A 19,163-nucleotide genomic window follows, 5' to 3' on the forward strand; every position below is an offset into this window, starting at 1 on the left:
GTGGGTGAAAGCGTGAACGCGGCCGAAGGCGGCGCCGTCAAGCATTCAGAGCGGCTCTACGTCCCGTGGTGGGGCTGGCCGTTGCCGCTGCTGGGCGGCGGGCTGCTGGCGGCGGAGATCGACATGGGCTATCCCGGGCTGCGCGGGTGGCTGCCGTACGTGGTGCTGATCCCCGCGGTGATCGCGCTGATGGTCTCGCTCGGCCGGTCCCGCGTGAAGGTGACCGGCGGCGCCGAGCCGGAGCTGTGGCTGCGCGACGCGCACCTGCCGCTGAAGTTCGTCGGCGATGTCGACGTCATCGACAAGGAAGCGAAGCGCAAGGCGCTCGGCCGCGACGCCGATCCGGCGGCGTTCGTGCTGCACCGGGGCTGGGTCGGCCCGGTCGTGCGGGTCTGGCTCACCGACCCCGACGACGCGACGCCGTACTGGCTGTTCAGCACCCGGCATCCGGAGAAGGTGGCGGAGCTGCTCCGCCAGCCCGCCTCGAAGTCCCAGGCATAGGAAAGGGGGCCGGCCACCTGGCCGGCCCCTTATTCCTGTTCAGTCCCCGAAACCCCTGTCGCGCCGTCCCCTGTGCCCGTAGGCTCAGGCGCAGTCGCGGCAGATGAGCCGTCCGCCACTCTCCTCGGCCAGCCTGCTGCGGTGGTGCACCAGGAAGCAGACGGAGCAGGTGAACTCGTCGGCCTGCTTGGGCACGACCTTGACGGTCAGGTCCTCCCCGGAAAGTCCGGAGAGGTCCGCGCCCGGCAGCTCGAAGTTCTCGGCGGTCGCGTCCTCGTCGACGTCCACGACGCCGGACTGGTTTTCGTTACGCCTTGCCTTCAGCTCTTCCAACGAGTCTTCGGCCAGCTCGTCGGCTTCGCTGCGGCGCGGAGCGTCGTAGTCGGTCGCCATTAGTCCCTCACCCCTGCGATGCTTTCGATGTCAGATGGCCCGGACCCGCGAGCGCGCGGCTCGTGAGTCCTTCGTGCCGCTGGTTAACGTCCCAGCGCCCCTGTTTGTGCCCGGCTGGGCAGTGAGCGAGGTCTCTCTTTTGCGCCTCTTACTGCCGCCTGAGCCCGCGAAGGGTAGCTCACGTCGATACCGGCTCTGCAACGAGTCAGACATTGCCGCGATTACGTCACCCAACAGGGGGAACCCTGCTGTCAAGACGCCTGTCGTCCGAATGGGTTGCCCCCGCGTCGGGTACCTCACCCCTTGGGCCTGGCTGCTTGCCCGGAGTGGCCATCGCGTGGTGCTATCCGGAGGCCCGCGCCGATCATCCTCGCCGCAACGCATAGGCTGATCGGACACGATGGTGAGATGAAGCACCGTCCGGGGATCCGGGCTTTGGGGAAGGGACTGGCAGGTGGCGTCGGGGAACGGCATCGGGGACCGCGGGGCGAGGCCGTATCGCAAGCACAAGCCGCTGCCCGCGCTCATCGTCATCGGGGTGATGGCCCTCGGCGCGGTGATCGTCTGGGTGAACGTCGTCGCGAGCAAATCCGATATCGACGCCAGGGTCCGCTGCGATCCGCCGCCCGTCCCGCAGCAGGGCGTCACCTACACGCCGCTGGCGCACAACGGCCTCGACGACCGCGCGCCGGTCCCGCCGGACAAGGTCGCCGTCCAGGTGCTCAACGGCTCCCAGGTCCGCGGCCAGGGCGGCATCGTCACCAGCACGCTCCGGGAGCTCGGTTTCTCCCAGATCGTCGAACCGGACGTCGACCCGGCCTACAAGAACGCCGAAGCCAAATGCCGCGGCCAGATCCGCTTCGGCGAGAACGGCGCCGCGGCGGCCCGCACGCTGAGCCTGGTGGTCCCGTGCGCCGAACTGGTCAAGGACAACCGCAAGGACGCTTCGGTCACGCTCACCACCGGCACCCTGCTCGGCGACATCCGCCCGAAGGCGGAGGCGCGCCAGGTGCTCGACCAGCTCACGCAGTGGTCGAAGGCGCAGCAGGGCAGCGGCGGCGGTGAGCAGTCCGCGGGCGGCGGTGCCCCGGTGATCGACCAGGCGCTGCTGAAGGCCGCCCGCGAAGCCCCCTGCTGAGGCTCAGATAGCGCCCACGCCCGATTCGATCAGCGCCTCACGCAACGGCGCCGCGATCGACGGAGCCACCGCGAAGGTCGCGTCGGGCCCCAGCTCCGTGTCCTCCCCCGGCAGCGACACCTGAGCGCCCGCCTCGGCCGCGATGAGCGCTCCGGCGGCCCAGTCCCCAGTGCCCGAGGCCGTGTTCGACGTAGGCGTCCAGCCAGCCCGCCGCGACCGCGCACAGATCGAGTGACGCGGCCCCGTTGCGCCGGACGTCCCGCACCCGGGTCGCCAGTTCCGCGACGAACCGCGCCTGCTTCGTCCGCCGTTCGACCTTGTAGGCGAATCCGGTGCCGACGAGCGTCAAATCCAGCCGGGAAGGGGCGTTGACCGACAGCGGCCGCCCGTCGAGGAACGCGCCCCGCCCGCGCGCGGCGGTCCAGCGGCGCCCGCTGACCGGTTCGACGACGGCGCCCGCCACCGACACCCCGCCGACCTGCGCGGCCACCGAGACGGCGAACCAGGGCAGCCCGTAGAGGAAGTTCACCGTCCCGTCGATCGGGTCGACCACCCAGGTCACCCCGTCACCGGCGATCCCCCCGCCCTCCTCGCCGAGCACGGCGTCGTCCGGGCGCAGTTCGGCCAGCCGGGCGCGCACCAGCCGTTCCGACTCGTGGTCCACCGCGGTCACCACGTCGGTGTCGGCGGATTTGGTGTCCACCCGCACCTCGCGGCCCGCGTTCATCCCGGTCCAGGCCTCGTGGACCAGCTCGGCGGCCTCGCCCGCGACACGCTCGGCGACACCCTTCAGCAACGTCTCGTCAACTCCCACGTCCGCCATGTCACCACATCCGGTTAAAGTCTCCGAGGCAGGCTTCTGAATCGTGCGAGAAGGGACCACGTCCGTGGTGGAGGCGACCCGAGGGTTCGGTATCGACATCGGCGGCAGCGGGATCAAGGGCGCGCTGGTGGACTTGGCGCAGGGACAGCTGATCGGCGACCGGATCCGCATCGACACGCCGAAGCCGTCGACCCCGGAGGCGGTGGCGGACGTCGTCGCCGAGATCACCGGCCAGGCGGGCTGGGACGGCCCGGTGGGGGTCACGCTGCCCGCGGTGGTCAAGAAGGGGGTCGCGCACACCGCGGCCAACATCGACCGCAAGTGGATCGGCACCGACGCCGACGCCCTGTTCGCCAAGCGGCTCGGCCGCGGCGTGGACGACATCGCGATGCTCAACGACGCGGACGCCGCCGGCATGGCCGAGATCCGCTGGGGCGACCCCGCGGCGCGGCGTGGCGTGACGGCGCTGCTGACCTTCGGCACCGGCATCGGCAGCGCGGTCTTCCAGGACGGCAAGCTCGTGCCCAACACCGAGTTCGGCCACATCGAGGTCGACGGCTTCGACGCGGAGAAGAAGGCCGCGGCGTCGGTGAAGGACAACGAGGAGCTGTCGTATCCCGAATGGGCGGAACGGGTGAACAGGTATCTCTCCGTGCTGGAAAACCTGATCTGGCCGGATCTGTTCATCGTCGGCGGCGGGGTCAGCAAGAAGTCGCACAAGTGGGTCCCGCTGCTGGACATCCGCACGCCGGTCGTCGTCGCGTCGTTGCAGAACAACGCGGGCATCGTCGGCGCGGCGGCCGCCGCGGCGGAGGGCATCGAACACTGACCCGCCCACGCTGACATCCATGCCCCGGATGTCACTTCGGCGCGTCGCACGGCGTGTCGCGCCCGCCGGTCGGTGGTCCGCGCCGCGACGCTGTCACGTATCGTCGTTACAATGGAACACGGCCCCCGGCGGCGGCACTCACGAGAACGAGGGAAACCGCAGGCCGAGGGGTGTTCCCCGAAGTTTGAGGCAGCCGAGACCATCACGCCTCGGCTCGTCATGATCGACCGCTGCGAAAGGGCGTAAGTGGCAGCCGCAAGAACCGCAACCCGAAGCGGGACGAAGACAGCGACCGCAGCCGGCGAGCCGGCCGACGAGGCAGCCACCGACGCGGCGAAGCCCGCGGCGCGCAAGACCGCCGCCAAGGCGGCCGGCGCGAAGAAGGCCCCGGCGAAGAAGGCTCCGGCCAAGAAACCCAGCACCAAGAGTGCGAAGACCGAAGACGGCGACCCGGAAGACGGTCCCGGCGACCTCGACGAGGCCGACCTCGAGACCCCGGATCTGTCCGACCTCGAAGAGGTCGAGGTGGATGTCGTCGACGCTTCCGTCACCGAGGAGACGGACGAGGACGCGGAGTCCGAGGAGGACGTCGAAGAGACGCCCGCCCGCGGGCGCCGCACGTCGACCGACAAGAACGCCGGCAAGTCTTCCGACAACCCGGACTTCGTCTGGGACGAGGAAGAGTCCGAGGCGCTGCGCCAGGCCCGCAAGGACGCCGAGCTCACCGCTTCGGCCGACTCGGTCCGCGCGTACCTCAAGCAGATCGGCAAGGTCGCCCTGCTGAACGCCGAGGAGGAGGTGGAGCTCGCCAAGCGCATCGAGGCCGGGCTCTACGCCGCCGAGCGCGTCCGCAACGCCGAGGAGGAGGGCGAGAAGCTCGTCACCCAGATGCGGCGCGACCTCAAGTGGATCGTGCGCGACGGTGAGCGGGCGAAGAACCACCTCCTGGAGGCGAACCTCCGGCTCGTGGTCTCGCTGGCCAAGCGCTACACCGGCCGCGGCATGGCGTTCCTGGACCTGATCCAGGAGGGCAACCTCGGCCTGATCCGCGCGGTCGAGAAGTTCGACTACACCAAGGGCTACAAGTTCTCCACGTACGCCACCTGGTGGATCCGGCAGGCGATCACCCGCGCGATGGCCGACCAGGCCCGCACCATCCGTATCCCGGTGCACATGGTCGAGGTCATCAACAAGCTCGGCCGTATACAGCGCGAACTGCTGCAGGACCTCGGTCGCGAGCCCACCCCGAAGAGCTCGCGAAGGAAATGGACATCTCCCCGGAGAAGGTCCTCGAGATCCAGCAGTACGCCCGCGAGCCGATCTCGCTCGACCAGACCATCGGCGACGAGGGCGACTCGCAGCTCGGTGACTTCATCGAAGACTCCGAGGCCGTCGTCGCGGTCGACGCGGTGTCGTTCACGCTGCTGCAGGACCAGCTCCAGTCGGTGCTGCAGACCCTGTCCGAACGTGAGGCGGGGGTGGTGCGGCTGCGGTTCGGCCTCACCGACGGCCAGCCGCGCACGCTCGACGAGATCGGCCAGGTGTACGGGGTGACCCGTGAGCGCATCCGGCAGATCGAGTCGAAGACGATGTCGAAGCTGCGTCACCCGTCGCGTTCGCAGGTCCTGCGCGATTACCTGGACTGAGCCCAGGGTTCACGGAAGACCCCGTCACCGTTTCGGTGGCGGGGTTTTCCGCGTCCGGTGTCGAATCGCGGCCCGCCCGTTCGACGCGTGGGTATGACGAAACCTCACGCCACCAAGAACCTCGACCGCTACGGCTCCGCGGAACTCCCCTGGAGCCGCGCGCGGGACGTCCTCGCCGAGGACACCCCGACCGCCGACCTGACCTTCTTCGTGACCACCGTCCGTCCCGACGGGCGCCCGCATTCGGCGGGTGTCGGCGCTGTCTGGGTGGACGACGCCCTGTACTTCAAGGGCGGGCCGGGCACCCGCCGGTCCCGCAACCTGGCCGCGAACCCGGCATGCGCCGTTTCGGTGCGGCTGCGGGGAATCGACCTCACGCTGGAGGGCGAGGCGCACCGGGTCACCGACCCGGCGACGCTGGAACAGGTGGCGGCGGTCTACCGGAGCGGCGGCTGGCCAGCGACGGTGGAGGGCGACGCGCTCACCGCTCCCTTCAGCGCGCCCAGCGCGGGCGCCCCGCCGTGGTATCTGTACCGCCTCACCCTGCGCCGGGCCATCGGCGTGGCGGGCGCCGAACCGCACGGCGCCACGCGCTGGGACTTCGCCCCCTGACCTCGTGAGTGGTAAGGACGGTTCTAACCGTCCTTACCACTCACGACCTCCCCGTCAAGGTGGTCCACGGGACGTGCACGGTCACCCGCTCCCGGAGCTGTTCGTTCATCAGCCACAGCTCCCCCGTCGCCGGCCAGTACGACAGGTTCTGCGAGTTCACCGGCGCCCGGCCGCTCAGCCGCGACGTCGAGGTGCCGCCGACCCCGCCGTGCAGGCACGAAGGATGGTCGCCCGCCACACCGGCGTACTCGGGGCAGACGCCGGTCAGCACGAAATATCCGTTGCGCGCCACCGCTCCCTGCATGCCCCACACCGGTGACACGAAGCCTTCCTTCGCGTGCACGGTGCCGTCGGCGGACACCTTGGGCAGGCCGGTCGCGCGGTCGAACGGCCACCGCAGCACCCGGCCGCCCGAGGCGTTCGGGATGTGCTCCGAAGTCACGATCGAGCCGTCGCTGTGGTCGAACGACATCGTCGCGAGACACGGCCGCGTGCCGGGAGCGTTGGTGCAGGCGCCGCCGCCGGGGTACCAGTAGGCGCCGATCTGCGGCATCGCGTAGTCGTAGAAAGCCGCGTGGTACTTGCCGTCCGAGCCCTTGCCGACGACGCCGGAGCTGTCGTCGACCTTCCAGAAATGCGTGGTGTCGAAGACCCGCACCACACCACCGGTGGTCGCGACGAACAGCCGGTTCCCGATCCAGGTCATCCCGTGGCCATGTCCTTGCACGACGGCGAAGTTGTCGTTCGACGTCGGTTCGACGAGCAGCACGTGCCGGTATCCCAGCCCGGTGGCGTCCACAAAGGACAAACGGACCATGGTGTCGCCGGGAGTGTGCCAGGACGTCGCCACCACGCGTTTGCCGCCGACCTTCCCGGTCGCCGCGTCGGCGTCACCTGAACCGGTGAGCCCCTGCGGGATCCAGTCGTTGGTCTTGTCGTCGTTGGCGTCTTCCCAGCAGAATCCCGCCGGGTTCAGCGCCGCCGCGAGATACGTGGCGTGGCACAGCGGCCGCGCCTTCCGGTTCGCCGACGACAGGATCTCCGGCAGCCCGCGCGCCGGGAGGTGCTTCTCCAGCGCGGCGATCCGGGCGCCGTAGGTGCCGAAGCTCGAACCCGAGGTCCAGCGGAAGCCGTCGACCGTGGCCGCGTCCATCCTCGGGAAGGCGGCCGCGGCGGAGGCGACGCCCGGGATGAGCGCGAACACCAGCAGGAGCGAAGCGAGAAGTCCCAGCCTCTTCATGCCCGCGAGCCTCCCGGCCGCGCGCATACTTTCGATACAAACCGCTTCAGGACACGGAAAGCCCGCGCTCGGCCAGGGATTCCTCGACGCGCAGCCGTTCGATCTCCCGGTCGAAACCCTCCGGCAGTTCGGCCAGCCGGTGCTCGATCTCCACCTCCCGGCAGGCCTGCACGAGCAGCGCGTCGTACGCCTGCCTGGTGCCGTACCGGCGGACGGCGGAGGTGCCGGGCGGAAGCTCCGCCAGCAGCCGATGCACCCGGCGGAGATCGGCGGCGAGTTTCTCGATGGGCGGCCCGGCCGGGAGTTCCGGTCGACGGCGGCCGCGCCACCACCGCACTGCGGCCGGCGCTTTCAGCGCGCACCAGAAAAGCACCGAAGGCGCCACGGCGACAACGGCGTACAGCGCGACAGGCCCGATGGCCATGACTCATGGTAATCCCGCGCGGAGCACCGGAGAACCCGCGAATCCGGGCTATATTCGCGACTGTGCTGACCGAGGGCTACCGCTACCCGGACGCCGGCGACCACGTCACCGGCGTGTTCATCCGACGGCACGAACCCTACGACGGCTACTGGACGGCCAGTGAGGACCGCGCGCTCGGGAAGGCCGCCGGACGGCTCGCCGCGATCCTCGGCCCGCGCGAAGAGGTCAAGGCGCTCGACGCCGGCTGCGGAGAAGGCCGCCTGCTCCCCTGGCTCGCCCGGTTCTCCGCCGACGTCACCGCCGCGGATCCCGACCCGGACAGGCTGGCCAAGGCTCGCGAGACCGTCGTCGAGGACACCGAGTTCTCCTTCGCCGTCTCGCCGATCACGGGCTTGGACGGCGGCCCGTACGACCTCGTGGTGTGCAGTCACGTCATCCAGCACGTGCCGACACCGGACGTCGGGCCGATCCTGCGGCGGCTGGCCGGGATCACCGCACCCGGCGGCGTACTGGTGCTCGCCTACAGCCGGTCGCCGATCGGGCAGGGCGCGTTCAGCCTCGACAGCGTCGAATCGGGCGACGAAGTCCGCTCACGCCGGGTGTCGCGTGAAGAGTTCGACAAAGCGCTCCACGACGGCGGTCCGGCGCTCCCGGTGCGTTATCTGGACCCGGCGGAGATCGCCGCCGACGCGGCCGAAGCGGGCTGGCGGACCGAGTGGGAGTGGACGTACCACGTCCTCGACGATCTCGGCCCGGCCGACGAGCACATCGACCGCGACGAACTGGTCAACGCCTCCGGCCCGCTGCGCCGCCACCTCGGCCGGGACCTGATCACGCTGCTGCGCCGCGGATGACCGCGGTGCTCCTCACCTTCGCGTGGGCCGTCCCGCTGTCCGAGCGGGAGGCCGGGAAGGTGCTGGACGGCGGGCGGGACCGCGGGCTGCTGGCCCACCTCGACGGGAAGCTCGGCGACGAGTGGACGGCGGCGGAGAACTTCCTGGCCAGTTACACGCAACCACCGCGAAGACGGGTGCTGCGCAAACGACGGCTGTCGATCCGCCTCGGCGAGACGGGCCTGCCGTGCGAACTCGTCGTCACCTGGCATCCCGCCTACCACGCGATGACGCTGGTCCTCGCCGCCACGATCACCGGCGCGGCGGCGGACGGGCCCGCCGCCGAATTCGATCTCGTCATCGCGATCCTGCAAAGCCTGCAGGGCCGGGAGACGGCGAACGGGGAAGAAGGGCTGCACGGTGTTTACGGCGAGAAGACCTTCCCCTCGCTCCTCAAGGCCGTCACCCACGTCTTCGAGGACCTGACCAAGGGCTGCGGCCTGACCGAGGGGCTCGGGCGCAAGGGCTGGTGCGTCGAACTGCGCTCCCACGACGGGCATCCGCCCGCCCAGCGGGTCGCCGCCGATCCCCGGCCGTTCTACGGGATGGCGACCAGCGACGAGGGCTGGCGGTTCGTCCCCCGCGAAGTCGCCAGGGACGCGCTCGGCCCGTCGTGGGGCACGCGGTCCTTCGTCGCCGCGTACACGATGGCGGGCGGGATCGTCTGTCTCAACAGCAAGGATTCCGAGTACGTCGAGCAGCAGGCCGAGCTGATGCGCGGCCCGTTCGGCGACGCCGAACCGTATTTCGGCATCGACAGCGAGATCGGCGGGCTCGACCACGGGATGCTCTTCATCCTCGAACGGGTCCTGATCCGGATGGCGCTGGCCGACCAGTGGCTGGCGTCGATGAAGACGGCCGGGAGCCGCACCAGGCTCCTGCGCGGCTCGCTCGACGACATCCTCGAAATGCTGCATTCGGTGCTCCCGCCCGAGATCGATTCGCTGGAGCGCCGCCTGGTCACCAGCATGGGCGTGGAGCGGATCATCGCCCAGCTCGACCGTCAGGCCGAGGCGATGGACGAGGAGACCAGATACGCCTACGAGAACACGGTGAGCGCGCGGGTCACGCGGCTCACCGTGGTGACCGTCGTGCTGACGGTCGTCACCATCGTCCTCGGAGTCCTCCAGGTGCTCGTCTCACTCTGACCGGCGACGCTGTTTGCGGGCGCGTTCGGCGAACAGCACCACCACGCCCGCGGCCACCATCAGCGCGCTCGCCACCACGTGCATCCCCGGCGGGAGCAGGTGGAGCTGGACGAACCAGCTCGGGTTCGTGCTCCCCAGCAACCGGTTGATCAGCCCGCCCCCGCCCTGTACCAGCAGGAGGATCCCCAGCAGTTCGATCATCGGCGTACCCCTTCCTCGACCCTGTCCTTGGGTGAAAGCTCCTGCCACAGCGGCCCGGTGGCGAACCAGATGGCCGTCACGACCCCCAGCCGCGGCAGCCACCCCCACAACGGGTCGACCTGCGCGGTGCCGCCGGCCATGACGATCAGCAGGAGCAGCACCCCGGCGGCCAGCCCGCAGGCCAGCACGCATTTGAACCAGTCACGCCATTCGGCGCGCAGCTTCTCCCGGCCCCTCGGCTTGGGCGGCGGTGGCGGCCCGCCCGCGAACCGGTGCGCGAACCGCACGTCGGCCCACTTGATCATCGAATGCCCGAACACCACGCTGAAGCCCAGGTACACCGCGGCGAGGCCGTGCACGAAGTTCGCCGTGGCACCGTTGCGCAAGTCGACGACCGTCGCGACCAGCACGACGACGTCGATCACCGGGGTCAGGAGCAGCAGCGCGACGCCCGTGCGCTTCAGCTTGAGCGGATAGCGGGCCACGAGGCCGGCGAGGATGGCGACCCAGAAACCGATCTCCCCGCCGGCGATCACGGCCGCCATCGGGTTTTCCGCGATGAAGTCCCAGATCTTGTTCACGAACCGAGTCTCGCTCGCGAGCCGCCGGGGCCGCGTCGGCGTACGGCACGAGATCATCGTCATCAGTTCGTAGGACCCCGTGGCGGGTGCCGGTGTGCTGGGATGGAACGGTGCCCACGTTCGTCCCGCGCCTGAACCACCTCGCCGAATGGAAACAGGACCTCGTCATCGCCGCCGGCACCTGGGTCCTCGGTGTGCTGGTCTACCTCAGCGGGATGCACGTGCTGCTCGGCGGCAAGGACGACACGCCGCTGTGGATCCGGCTGACCGAACTGACCGTGTTGTGCCTCCTGCAGTTGCTGCGCCGCAAGGTCCCTTGGGGACTGATGTGCGGGCTCGTCGTCCTCGGCGTGGACATCGCGTTCGGTCCCTCGCTGCCGATCTTCGTCATCTTCACCGACTTCCTCTACGCGACGACCCTGTACGGCTCCCGGCGCGTCAGCCGGGTGATGATCGGCATCGCCGCGGTCGGGACGCTCGCGGCGGTCTGTCTGGCGCTCCTCTTCTCCTCGCAGTGGCGTACGGCGATCCTCGTCGCGTTCGCGTTCCTGCCGTTCCTGGTCACCCCGGTGTGGTGGGCGGCCAACGTCCGCCAGCAGCGGGACATCGCCCACAACGAGCGGGCGAACGCGGTCCAGCTGGCCACGATCGGCGAACTGGACCGGAAGGCCGCCGTGGCGGGGGAACGGTCGAAGATGGCGCGGGATCTGCACGACGTCATCGCCGGGCATCTCTCGGCGATCGCGATCCAGTCCGAGGCCGCGCTGTCGATGGCCACCGCCGACCCGAAGCTGTCCAGGAAGGTCCTGGAATCGGTGCGGGAGAACAGTGTCAGCGCGCTGGAGGAGATGCGCGCGATGATCGGGCTGCTGCGCGCCGACACCGAGATCGAGCCGACCGCGCCCGCCCGGCTGGCCGAACTGTCCAAACTGGTCGAATCGGCGCGGGCGAGCGGGCTGACGGTCGAACTCGGTGCCGTGCCGGACCGGTCCGCCCACCTGCCCGCCGCGGTCGACCTGACCGCGTACCGGATCGCGCAGGAGGCGCTGACCAACGCGATGAAACACGCTCCCGGCGGGCGGGCCGTCCTCGATATCCGTTCCAACGGCGGCATACTCACCGTCGAGGTGCGTAACGATCTTCAGCCGGGCCGCCCCGGCGACGGCGGGACCGGCCTCGGCCTGCTGAACATGCGGGAACGCGCCGCCGCGGTGGGCGGCACCTTCACCGCCGGACCGTCCGGCGGCCGCTGGCTGGTCCGCGCCGAACTGCCTCTGGAGGGGTCTTGAGCGACGGGAACATCAGGGTGCTGGTCGCCGACGACCACGGCGCGATCCGTGCCGGGCTGATGATGATCCTCGGCAACGCCGAGGGAATCGAGGTGGTCGGCGAGGCCGCGGACGGTGCCATCGCCGTCCGCCAGGCGAAGGCGCTGAAGCCGGACGTCGTGCTGATGGACGTGCGGATGCCCGGGGTCGACGGCATCGCGGCCACGCGGGAACTGACCGCGGAGGGGCTGTGCGAAGTCCTCGTGCTCACCACCTTCGATCTCGACGAGTACGTCCATGCCGCCCTGCGGGCGGGCGCGGCCGGGTTCCTGCTGAAGTCGGTGGAGGCGTCGCGGCTGATCGAGGCGGTGAAGCTGGTCGCGGCGGGCGAAGGTGTGCTCGCGCCGCAGGTCACGCGGAAGCTGATCGCCGCCTTCGCCGCCGGGACCCGTGAGCCTTCCGCTGTGCCCGCCGGGCTCGGCGACCTGACCGAACGCGAGCGCGAAGTGCTGGCTTGCCTGGGCGGCGGCCTGTCCAACGCGCAGATCGGGACGCGGCTGCACATCGGCGAGACCACGGTGAAGACGCATGTCTCCCGGGTGCTGACGAAACTGGAGCTGCGGTCACGGGTGCAGGCGGCGATCCTGGCGCAGGAGAACGGTGTCGTGCTGGAGGGGTGAACTCCCATCGCAGGGTTCACCGCCGTCGCGCATGGGCTGAAGGCTCCCTTCACCGCGTCTGATGCGGCGAAAGCTCCCTTCGCCTCCGCCGGATACGGGCTCCCACCGATCTGCGAGGTGGACGGCGATCTTCTAGCGTGACCCTTCATGCGGCGAACTCTGGACGTGGACGAGGTCCTGAAACGGCAGGATTCCGGTGAGCTGAAGCGCCGCCTGCACGGGCGCGATCTGATCGGGTTCGGGGTCGGCATCATCATCGGCACCGGCATCTTCACCCTCGCCGGGGTCGAGGCGAAAACCCATGCGGGACCGTCGGTCACGCTGTCGTTCGTGCTCGGCGCCGTGGTGGCCGGGATGGCCGCCCTCTGTTACGCCGAACTCGCTTCCAGCGTGCCGACGGCCGGAAGCGCCTACACCTACGCCTTCGCCACCCTCGGCGAGACCTTCGCCTGGATCATCGGCTGGGATCTGCTGCTCGAGTTCGCCCTCGGCGCGGCCGTCGTGTCGCGCGGCTGGTCCGGCTATCTCGCGAATCTGATGGGGCTCTCCCCCGACTGGTTCGGCGAAGACGCGAAGGTCAACATAGGCGCGGTCGTGATCATCGCCGTGCTGACCGTGATCGCCGTCCTCGGGATCAAGGAGTCGGCGAGGGTGACGAATCTGCTCGTGCTGGTCAAGGTCGCGGTCTGCGTGCTGATCCTCGCGGTCGGCGTGTTCTACGTCCGCGGCGAGAACCTCACCCCGTTCATCCCGGCCGCGCAGCCGCCGACGGAGACGGCCGGGACCCTGCACCAGCCGATCGTCCAAGCCGCGCTCGGGCTCGAACAGTCCGTCTACGGCATCGCCGGGATGGTGACCGCCGCCGCCGTCGTCTTCTTCGCCTACACCGGTTTCGAGGCGCTCGCCAACCTCGGCGAGGAGACCGTGAACCCCAAACGCGATCTGCGGGTCGGCATCCTCGGCGCGCTCGGCGTCTGCGCGCTGCTCTACATCGGAGTCTCGCTGGTGCTGACCGGGATGGTGCCGTTCGCCGAGATCGACGCGGGCGCCCCGCTCGCCGACGCCTTCGACCGGGTCGGGCAGCACTGGGTTGGCGCGCTGATCTCGCTCGGCGCGGTCACCGGGCTGACGTCGGTGATGATGGTGGAACTGGTGACGATCGGCCGGATCGGCTTCGCGATGGGCCGCGACGGCCTGCTGCCGAAGAAGTTCGGCACGGCGCATCCGCGCTGGGGCACCCCGCACCGGATGACGATCACCGGCGCGGTGCTGATCGCGGCGCTGGCCGCGTTCGTCCCGATCTCCGAACTCGCCGACATGGTCAGCATCGGCGCCCTTTCGGCGATGATCATCGTCGCGCTGGCGGTCCCGGTGCTGCGCAGGCGCCGCCCGGACCTGGAACGGCCGTTCACCGTGCCGTTCTCGCCCTACCTGCCCATCGTGGCGGCGCTGGCGTGCTTCTACCTGATGCTGAACCTGGACGTGATGACGTGGCTGCGGTTCGCCGCGTGGCTGCTGCTCGGCCTGCTGATCTACGTCTTCTACGGACGCAAGCATTCCCGTTTCGCGAAGGACGACCTCAGCTCCACAGACCGGCCGTCGTGATCGCGTCGACGGCGGCCTCGGTGTCGCCGTCGTCCACCACGACCAGCATCCGCTTCAGTGCCGCGGCCACCCATTCCACCGGCTGGTCGTGCAAACCGTTGTCCCCCAGGGACGGATAACCGTCCATAATGGACACCAGGGTGCCTTCGGCGCCGATGCGCATCCCGGCCGCCAGCACGAAATGCCCCTCGGGCGGGCGCCAGCGCGACGACCACAGCGGCGGGATCCCGGTGTCGAGATAGTCGAGCAGCGCTCGCACCGGGGTGTCGTGCGCGCCGAATTCGGCCGGGTCGACCTCCGCGATCAACGCCACCCTCGGCAGCCGCCACAGCGCCGCCAGGAGCATGAACAACGAGTGCGGCGCCCAGTTCCCGGTGGCGGGCACGGCGACGAGCCGTCCGCCCGACAGCGTCCCGATCGCCCGTGCCAGGCCCTCGCCCGCGGCCGCCGCGACCTCGTCCTGGCCCGCGACGTCGAAACCCGCCGCGCGCAGGGCGGCCAGCGCCGTGAACGGCCCGGCGAGCCCGTCCCGCTGCGGGAGTTCGGCCCGTGCGACGGCGACGAGGTGCTCGCCGCCAGGCAGCCAGCGGCGACCGGACAGCCCCGTCCGGTCGCCGTCGATTCCGGAGGACATCAGTCTTCGAACGTCCACGACTGCATGATGAACGGCCCGTCGTTCGACGCCCCGGCCGAGGTGTAGGTCGCCAGTGCGGCCTTGTTGTCCGTCTCGACCCCGACCCACATCCCGCGGCAGCCGCGTTCCCGCGCGATCCCGGCCAGCGCGTCGACGAGGTCGCGGCCGATCCCGCGCCGCTGGTAGTCCGGGCTGACGTCGAGCTCGTTGAGGAACATCTCGGTGCCCTTGTCCGGATGCGTCACCTCGGTGCCGGTGATCATCCCCGCGGGCTCGCCGTCCTCGTAGGCGATGAGGAGATGGTTCTCCTCCCCCGCGAGGAACTTTTCGGACGCCTCCCGCTGCGCGGGGCCGTCGAACAGGTGCTGGGCGGCGACGACCTCCTCGACGGTGACGGCCCGCCGGATCTCGGCCACGTGTCCTCCCGGTGCTGAAAGCGCCTCAGACCGCTCAGTATCCCGCTCAGAGGGGCGCCGAGTCATCACGTTTCCCCGGGGAGCGCAGCGCCACCCCGGCGACGACGGCCAGCGTGCCGAGCGCTTCGGGCAGGGCCGGGACCTGACGGAGCCAGAGGAAGCCGACCACCCCCGCCGTGACCGGCAGCAACGCGAGCAGCAGCGCGAACCGCGCCTGCCCGGCCTTGCGCAAAACCACCTGGTCGAGCGCGTACGGCACGACGGTCGAAAGCACACCCACTCCGATGCCGAGCAGCAGCAAACGTGGCGAACCCCACACCGCCCCGGTGCCGAGCGCCAGCGGCGACAGCACGACGGTGCCGACCGCGAACCCGACGGCCAGCCCGTCGATCCCGTTCCCGGCGACCGCGACCCGCTTCCCGAGCAGGATGTATCCCGCCCAGGCGGCCGCCGCGCCGAGGGCGAACAGCACGCCGAGCAGGCTGCCTTCGAGCCGGACGTCCGCGATGGCGAGTACGCCGGCCGCCACCAGCACCAGCGCGAAGACGTCACGACGGGTCCGCGAGCCGAACGCGGCCACCACCACGGGCCCGGCGAACTCGAGCGCGACCGCGGTGCCCAGCGGCAGCCGCGCGATCGCCTCGTAGAAGAGCACGTTCATCCCGGCGGTGACGACGCCGAAGGCACCCGCGAGCAGGAACGTGCGGCCGGTCCACGCCGAGCGGGGTGGCCTGCGCCACGCGAGGAGGACCAACGCCGCCCCGAGACAGCGGAGCCAGGCCACCCCCGCGGGGGAGGCGACCGAAAAGAGACCTACGGCGACGGCCGCACCGGCGTACATCGAAATTCCGCTGAGAACGAACAAGATCGGCGACGGCACGCTCGGAAGACGGTTCCGGACGACTGCGATTCCCACCCCCGCATGGTGCCTGACGTGGGAAAAGAGCCTTCGGCGGGGAGTCTTCTCCCACGTTGCGTGATTACGCTACGGCATCCGAGGTAATTACCAGTGACAAACGAAACACCCGCACGGGAACACTTGCGGGCCGCCAAACGTCTGGAAGAGTGGAAGCACGAACACGGCGGGGCCGGGAACGAACGTTGCCGGCATCAGTGCCGAAGTGGTCGTAGCTGGATCGATGGCACCGGGCCACCGGTGCCGGGACGGAGGGAGACTCCAATGACTTCACCGACGCTCACCCGCCCCGAACTGACCGCTGCCGACCGATGCGACCGGTGTGGAGCTGCAGCCCAGGTTCGAGCCATTCTCAGCACCGGTGGCGAGTTGCTCTTCTGTGGTCACCACGCCCGCGCACACGAGACGAAGCTCAAGGAAATGTCCGCGGACATTCAGCGGTAACCCACCAGTCCACGACCACCGGCGGCCGGCTACTCCCCAGGGAGAGAGCCGGCCGCCCTGTTTTTGTGGTTCAAAAACATACAGACAGCATGTATGTTAGTTGCCATGACGACCAGCGACCTCCTCGGCGAAGCCCACGTGGTGGATCTCGGCGACGCCCGCATCCGCTACCGCGACCGCGGCGACGGCCCACCCGTGGTCTTCGTGCACGGACTGCTGACCAACGGCCTGCTCTGGCGCAAGGTGGCGCCCGCCGTCTCCGACGCCGGTTTCCGCTGCCTGACCCCGGACTGGCCGCTGGGTTCGCACGAGATCCCGGTCCCCCACGCCGACCTGAGCCCGCCCGGCGTCGCGGCGCTCATCGCGCGGTTCCTCGAAGCGCTCGACCTGACCGGCGTCACCGTGGTCGCGAACGACACCGGCGGCGCGCTGACGCAACTGCTCATGACCACGAGTCCGGAACGGGTGGGCCGGGTCGTGCTGACCCCGTCGGACTCCTTCGAACGCTTCCTGCCGCCGTTGTTCGCGGGGCTGAGCCCGCTGGCGCGGATCCCCGGTGGCGTCGGGCTGGTGACCGCGGCGCTGCGCTGGCGGTGGCTGCTGAAGACGACGGACTTCCTCTGGCTGGCCAAGCACCCGGTCCCGGACCACGTCCTCGACGCGTACCTCCTGCCCAGCCGCCGGAGCGCGGAGATCCGCGACGACCTGCGCCGGTTCACGGCGAGCGTCGACAACCGCTACACCCTCACCGCCGCCGAGCGGCTGCCCGCGTTCACCAAGCCCGTCCTGCTGGCCTGGGCGCCGGAAGACCGGCACTTCCCGTTGTGGGTGGGCCGCAAGCTCGCCGGGGTCCTGCCGAACGCCGAACTGAAGACGATCGAGGACTCCTACGCCTTCGTGCCGGAGGACCAGCCGGAGCGGCTGAGCGGCATGATGGTGGAATTCCTGCGTGCCCACGCCACGACGTAGCCAGACCGAACGTTCGCAATCGACGCAGGCCGCGTTGATCACGGCGGCGCGGACGCTGTTCGCCGAACCGGGTTACGCCGCAGTGCCCGCCGACGAGATCGTTCGGTTGGCCGGCGTCACCCGTGGCGCGCTGTATCACCACTTCGGGGACAAACAGGGGCTGTTCCGTGCCGTGATCGAGCAGATCGAAACGGAGATCACCGAGGAACTCCAGGCCGTCCGGCTGGCGACGGACGACCCGTGGGCGGGGGCGCTCGGGGTGCTGAGCCGGTTCCTGGACCTGTGCCTGCGGCCCGAGGTGGTGCGGATCGCGCTCACGGACGCCGTCTCCGTCCTCGGTTGGCAGGAATGGCGGGAGCTGGAGAACCGGTACGGGCTGGGGCTGATCACGGAGATCCTGGAGTCCGCCGCGGCGGACGGGCTGCTGATCGACGCGCCGATCCCGGAGCTGGCGCAACTGGCGCTGAGCGCCTGCGCGGAGGCGGCGCTGATGATCGCGCACGCCGAAGACCGCGAAGCCGCGAAGGAAAAAGCCCTGGCCGCCCTCGTGGCCCTTCTGTCCGGCCTCGTGAGTGGCAAGGACGGTTAGAACCGTCCTCGCCACTCACGAGGTCTAGACGGTGTCCAGGATCATCTCGAAGGCCGCTTCAGCGGCACCGAGCAGTTTCACGTCCGCCCCGAGCGCCGAGCTCACGATCTGCGTCCCGCCCACGGCCCGGCTGACCAGGCTCCGCCGCCGGACCTCGCCCGCCACCGACTTCACGATCGAATCGGGCAGCACGGTGAGCAGATCGCCCAGCACCACCAGCTGCGGGCCGAGCAGGTTGACCACGTTCACCAGGCCCAGGGTCAGCCATTCCGCGAACTCCGAGAGCCGTTCTTCGGCCGCACGCGGATCCCGGCCCAGCTCGCGGAGCTCGAACAGGATCGCCCCGCGCGGGGTGTCCTCGGGCAGGTCGAGCGCGCGGCACAGCGCCGCCTCGCCGACCTCGGTCTCCCAGCAACCGCTGGACCCGCAGTAGCAGGGGCGGCCGCCCGGCCGGATCGCCATATGCCCGATCTCGCCGACGTAGCCCGCGCCGCCGCGCAGCGACGAGCCGTCCGCGATGATCCCGCCGCCGACACCGACGTCGGCGGAGACGTACACGGCGTCGGAGGAGCCCCGCGCGGCGCCGCGCAGGTGTTCGGCGATGGCGCCGAGTTCGGCGTCGTTGCCGACCAGGACGGGAATACGCAGCACACCGCCGAGCCGTTCCCCCAGCGCCACGTCGGTCCAGCGCAGGTTGGGCGCCTCGTGGACGTGCCCGTCGGCCCGGCGGACGACACCGGGCACGGACACGCCCGCGGCGATCGGCTGGACACCCAGGTCACCGGCCAGGACGGTGGTCGACTCGATCACATGCGTGATCACCTCGTCGGCCTCCCGCGTCCGGCCGTGCAGGTTCCAGCTGTTGCGCCCGAGGATCTGGCCGCCGAACCCGACCAGCGCGATCGCCACGTGTTCGACCTGGAGGTCCACCGCGAGCACCACCGCCGCGTGCGGCTGCGGCAGGACCAGGAGCGAGGGACGGCCCGCCCCTCGTCCCGGCCTCGGGACCCGCTCCTCGACGACCCCCGCTTCCGCGAGGCCGTCGACGAGGGTCTTGATGGTGCTGCGGTTGAGCCCCAGCTCGGTGGCGAGGGTCGCCCTGGTGCTCGGGCCGCTGACGTGCAGCAACCGGAGCAAGGTCGTGCGGTTGTGCCTGCGCACCTCGTCTGGTCGTGCAACGGGTGTGCTGGTCACGGGCTTCATCATTCCATGC

At 70.1% G+C, this 19,163-nt stretch carries 21 protein-coding genes and 2 pseudogenes; 13 read left to right on the forward strand and 10 right to left on the reverse strand.

Features of this window, described 5'->3' with window-relative positions; translation table 11 throughout:
- The gene (locus MJQ72_RS03845) at positions 1-501 is read left to right on the forward strand and encodes a DUF3093 domain-containing protein (protein WP_240597709.1); all 501 of its coding nucleotides are present in this window, start codon (positions 1-3) and stop codon (positions 499-501) included.
- A gap of 84 nt (positions 502-585) precedes the next feature.
- On the opposite strand, the gene MJQ72_RS03850 is transcribed toward MJQ72_RS03845, so the two are convergent.
- Entirely contained in the window at positions 586-894 is a 309-nt protein-coding gene (locus MJQ72_RS03850; RefSeq protein WP_005164528.1) for a DUF4193 domain-containing protein, read from the reverse strand.
- A gap of 454 nt (positions 895-1,348) precedes the next feature.
- Between MJQ72_RS03850 and cei the strand changes: the two genes are divergently transcribed.
- Positions 1,349-2,032 (forward strand): envelope integrity protein Cei, encoded by a 684-nt coding sequence (gene cei, locus MJQ72_RS03855; RefSeq protein ID WP_240597711.1) that lies wholly within the window; start codon positions 1,349-1,351, stop codon positions 2,030-2,032.
- Between the two features lie 3 nt (positions 2,033-2,035).
- On the opposite strand, the pseudogene MJQ72_RS03860 reads toward cei, so the two are convergent.
- Positions 2,036-2,855, reverse strand: a pseudogene (locus tag MJQ72_RS03860) (inositol monophosphatase family protein).
- A gap of 67 nt (positions 2,856-2,922) precedes the next feature.
- Here MJQ72_RS03860 and ppgK point away from each other — a divergent pair.
- The 3 genes and pseudogenes from ppgK (at position 2,923) to MJQ72_RS03875 (ending at position 5,942) form a co-directional block, all read left to right on the forward strand.
- Entirely contained in the window at positions 2,923-3,684 is a 762-nt protein-coding gene (gene ppgK, locus MJQ72_RS03865) for a polyphosphate--glucose phosphotransferase (protein ID WP_240601247.1), read from the forward strand.
- A gap of 246 nt (positions 3,685-3,930) precedes the next feature.
- A pseudogene (locus MJQ72_RS03870) lies at positions 3,931-5,330 on the forward strand (RNA polymerase sigma factor).
- 93 nt (positions 5,331-5,423) lie between these two features.
- The gene (locus MJQ72_RS03875; RefSeq protein WP_240597713.1) at positions 5,424-5,942 is read left to right on the forward strand and encodes a pyridoxamine 5'-phosphate oxidase family protein; all 519 of its coding nucleotides are present in this window, start codon (positions 5,424-5,426) and stop codon (positions 5,940-5,942) included.
- A gap of 40 nt (positions 5,943-5,982) precedes the next feature.
- Here the strand turns inward: MJQ72_RS03875 and MJQ72_RS03880 are convergent, their stop codons facing one another.
- Both MJQ72_RS03880 and MJQ72_RS03885 read right to left on the reverse strand, forming a co-directional pair.
- Positions 5,983-7,182, reverse strand: coding sequence for a hypothetical protein (locus MJQ72_RS03880; RefSeq protein ID WP_240597714.1), 1,200 nt, complete (start codon positions 7,180-7,182; stop codon positions 5,983-5,985).
- Between the two features lie 46 nt (positions 7,183-7,228).
- On the reverse strand, positions 7,229-7,606 hold the full coding sequence (locus MJQ72_RS03885) for a hypothetical protein (protein ID WP_240597715.1): 378 nt from the start codon (positions 7,604-7,606) through the stop codon (positions 7,229-7,231).
- Positions 7,607-7,668: 62 nt separating this feature from the next.
- On the opposite strand from MJQ72_RS03885, the gene MJQ72_RS03890 reads away from it, so the two are divergent.
- Positions 7,669-8,460, forward strand: a complete 792-nt coding sequence (locus tag MJQ72_RS03890; RefSeq protein WP_240597716.1) for a bifunctional 2-polyprenyl-6-hydroxyphenol methylase/3-demethylubiquinol 3-O-methyltransferase UbiG — start codon at positions 7,669-7,671, stop codon at positions 8,458-8,460.
- On the forward strand, positions 8,457-9,647 hold the full coding sequence (locus tag MJQ72_RS03895; RefSeq protein WP_240597717.1) for a hypothetical protein: 1,191 nt from the start codon (positions 8,457-8,459) through the stop codon (positions 9,645-9,647). The genes MJQ72_RS03890 and MJQ72_RS03895 overlap by 4 nt, the downstream gene beginning before the upstream one ends.
- Here the strand turns inward: MJQ72_RS03895 and MJQ72_RS03900 are convergent.
- Together MJQ72_RS03900 and MJQ72_RS03905 are read right to left on the reverse strand one after the other, a co-directional pair.
- Positions 9,639-9,848 (reverse strand): hypothetical protein, encoded by a 210-nt coding sequence (locus tag MJQ72_RS03900; RefSeq protein WP_240597719.1) that lies wholly within the window; start codon positions 9,846-9,848, stop codon positions 9,639-9,641. The two genes, MJQ72_RS03895 and MJQ72_RS03900, sit on opposite strands and share 9 nt — an antisense overlap.
- On the reverse strand, positions 9,845-10,429 hold the full coding sequence (locus MJQ72_RS03905; protein ID WP_240597720.1) for a hypothetical protein: 585 nt from the start codon (positions 10,427-10,429) through the stop codon (positions 9,845-9,847). Before MJQ72_RS03905 ends, MJQ72_RS03900 begins: the two co-directional genes overlap by 4 nt.
- Before the next feature lie 110 nt (positions 10,430-10,539).
- On the opposite strand from MJQ72_RS03905, the gene MJQ72_RS03910 reads away from it, so the two are divergent.
- The 3 genes from MJQ72_RS03910 (at position 10,540) to MJQ72_RS03920 (ending at position 13,982) form a co-directional block, all read left to right on the forward strand.
- Positions 10,540-11,718, forward strand: a complete 1,179-nt coding sequence (locus MJQ72_RS03910) for a sensor histidine kinase (protein WP_240597721.1) — start codon at positions 10,540-10,542, stop codon at positions 11,716-11,718.
- Entirely contained in the window at positions 11,715-12,377 is a 663-nt protein-coding gene (locus MJQ72_RS03915) for a response regulator transcription factor (protein ID WP_240597736.1), read from the forward strand. The genes MJQ72_RS03910 and MJQ72_RS03915 overlap by 4 nt, the downstream gene beginning before the upstream one ends.
- 165 nt (positions 12,378-12,542) lie before the next feature.
- Complete coding sequence (locus MJQ72_RS03920; protein ID WP_240601248.1) at positions 12,543-13,982, forward strand: APC family permease; 1,440 nt, start codon at positions 12,543-12,545, stop codon at positions 13,980-13,982.
- Here the strand turns inward: MJQ72_RS03920 and MJQ72_RS03925 are convergent.
- The 3 genes from MJQ72_RS03925 to MJQ72_RS03935 are packed head-to-tail and all read right to left on the reverse strand — an operon-like array spanning position 13,957 to position 15,873.
- The gene (locus tag MJQ72_RS03925; protein WP_240601249.1) at positions 13,957-14,616 is read right to left on the reverse strand and encodes a DUF6885 family protein; all 660 of its coding nucleotides are present in this window, start codon (positions 14,614-14,616) and stop codon (positions 13,957-13,959) included. The two genes, MJQ72_RS03920 and MJQ72_RS03925, sit on opposite strands and share 26 nt — an antisense overlap.
- On the reverse strand, positions 14,616-15,032 hold the full coding sequence (locus MJQ72_RS03930; RefSeq protein ID WP_240597737.1) for a GNAT family N-acetyltransferase: 417 nt from the start codon (positions 15,030-15,032) through the stop codon (positions 14,616-14,618). The genes MJQ72_RS03925 and MJQ72_RS03930 overlap by 1 nt, the downstream gene beginning before the upstream one ends.
- A gap of 46 nt (positions 15,033-15,078) precedes the next feature.
- Positions 15,079-15,873 (reverse strand): DMT family transporter, encoded by a 795-nt coding sequence (locus MJQ72_RS03935; RefSeq protein WP_240597739.1) that lies wholly within the window; start codon positions 15,871-15,873, stop codon positions 15,079-15,081.
- Between the two features lie 339 nt (positions 15,874-16,212).
- Here MJQ72_RS03935 and MJQ72_RS03940 point away from each other — a divergent pair, with 339 nt between their 5' ends.
- The 3 genes from MJQ72_RS03940 to MJQ72_RS03950 all read left to right on the forward strand — a co-directional run bounded on the left by MJQ72_RS03940 (position 16,213) and on the right by MJQ72_RS03950 (position 17,950).
- Positions 16,213-16,392 (forward strand): hypothetical protein, encoded by a 180-nt coding sequence (locus MJQ72_RS03940; protein ID WP_016332937.1) that lies wholly within the window; start codon positions 16,213-16,215, stop codon positions 16,390-16,392.
- 105 nt (positions 16,393-16,497) lie between these two features.
- On the forward strand, positions 16,498-17,361 hold the full coding sequence (locus MJQ72_RS03945; protein WP_240597741.1) for an alpha/beta fold hydrolase: 864 nt from the start codon (positions 16,498-16,500) through the stop codon (positions 17,359-17,361).
- Positions 17,342-17,950: a TetR/AcrR family transcriptional regulator gene (locus tag MJQ72_RS03950; RefSeq protein ID WP_240597742.1), complete on the forward strand. Its 609-nt coding sequence runs from the start codon at positions 17,342-17,344 to the stop codon at positions 17,948-17,950. Before MJQ72_RS03945 ends, MJQ72_RS03950 begins: the two co-directional genes overlap by 20 nt.
- Positions 17,951-17,974: 24 nt before the next feature.
- Here MJQ72_RS03950 and MJQ72_RS03955 read toward each other — a convergent pair whose 3' ends face one another.
- On the reverse strand, positions 17,975-19,156 hold the full coding sequence (locus MJQ72_RS03955) for an ROK family transcriptional regulator (RefSeq protein WP_240597744.1): 1,182 nt from the start codon (positions 19,154-19,156) through the stop codon (positions 17,975-17,977).
- Between the last annotated feature and the right edge of the window lie 7 nt (positions 19,157-19,163).

Origin of the sequence: Amycolatopsis sp. EV170708-02-1 (assembly GCF_022479115.1) — a bacterium.
Taxonomy (GTDB): Bacteria; Actinomycetota; Actinomycetes; order Mycobacteriales; family Pseudonocardiaceae; genus Amycolatopsis.

Excerpts from the sequence above, each read along its gene's own strand:
- MJQ72_RS03955 (WP_240597744.1), bottom strand. The coding sequence starts at position 19,156 with ATGATGAAGCCCGTGACCAGCACACCCGTTGCACGACCAGACGAGGTG.
- MJQ72_RS03875 (WP_240597713.1), top strand. The coding sequence starts at position 5,424 with ATGACGAAACCTCACGCCACCAAGAACCTCGACCGCTACGGCTCCGCG.
- MJQ72_RS03895 (WP_240597717.1), top strand. The coding sequence starts at position 8,457 with ATGACCGCGGTGCTCCTCACCTTCGCGTGGGCCGTCCCGCTGTCCGAG.
- MJQ72_RS03945 (WP_240597741.1), top strand. The coding sequence starts at position 16,498 with ATGACGACCAGCGACCTCCTCGGCGAAGCCCACGTGGTGGATCTCGGC.
- MJQ72_RS03900 (WP_240597719.1), bottom strand. The coding sequence starts at position 9,848 with ATGATCGAACTGCTGGGGATCCTCCTGCTGGTACAGGGCGGGGGCGGG.
- MJQ72_RS03925 (WP_240601249.1), bottom strand. The coding sequence starts at position 14,616 with ATGTCCTCCGGAATCGACGGCGACCGGACGGGGCTGTCCGGTCGCCGC.
- MJQ72_RS03935 (WP_240597739.1), bottom strand. The coding sequence starts at position 15,873 with ATGTACGCCGGTGCGGCCGTCGCCGTAGGTCTCTTTTCGGTCGCCTCC.
- MJQ72_RS03940 (WP_016332937.1), top strand. The coding sequence starts at position 16,213 with ATGACTTCACCGACGCTCACCCGCCCCGAACTGACCGCTGCCGACCGA.
- MJQ72_RS03885 (WP_240597715.1), bottom strand. The coding sequence starts at position 7,606 with ATGGCCATCGGGCCTGTCGCGCTGTACGCCGTTGTCGCCGTGGCGCCT.
- MJQ72_RS03850 (WP_005164528.1), bottom strand. The coding sequence starts at position 894 with ATGGCGACCGACTACGACGCTCCGCGCCGCAGCGAAGCCGACGAGCTG.
- MJQ72_RS03880 (WP_240597714.1), bottom strand. The coding sequence starts at position 7,182 with ATGAAGAGGCTGGGACTTCTCGCTTCGCTCCTGCTGGTGTTCGCGCTC.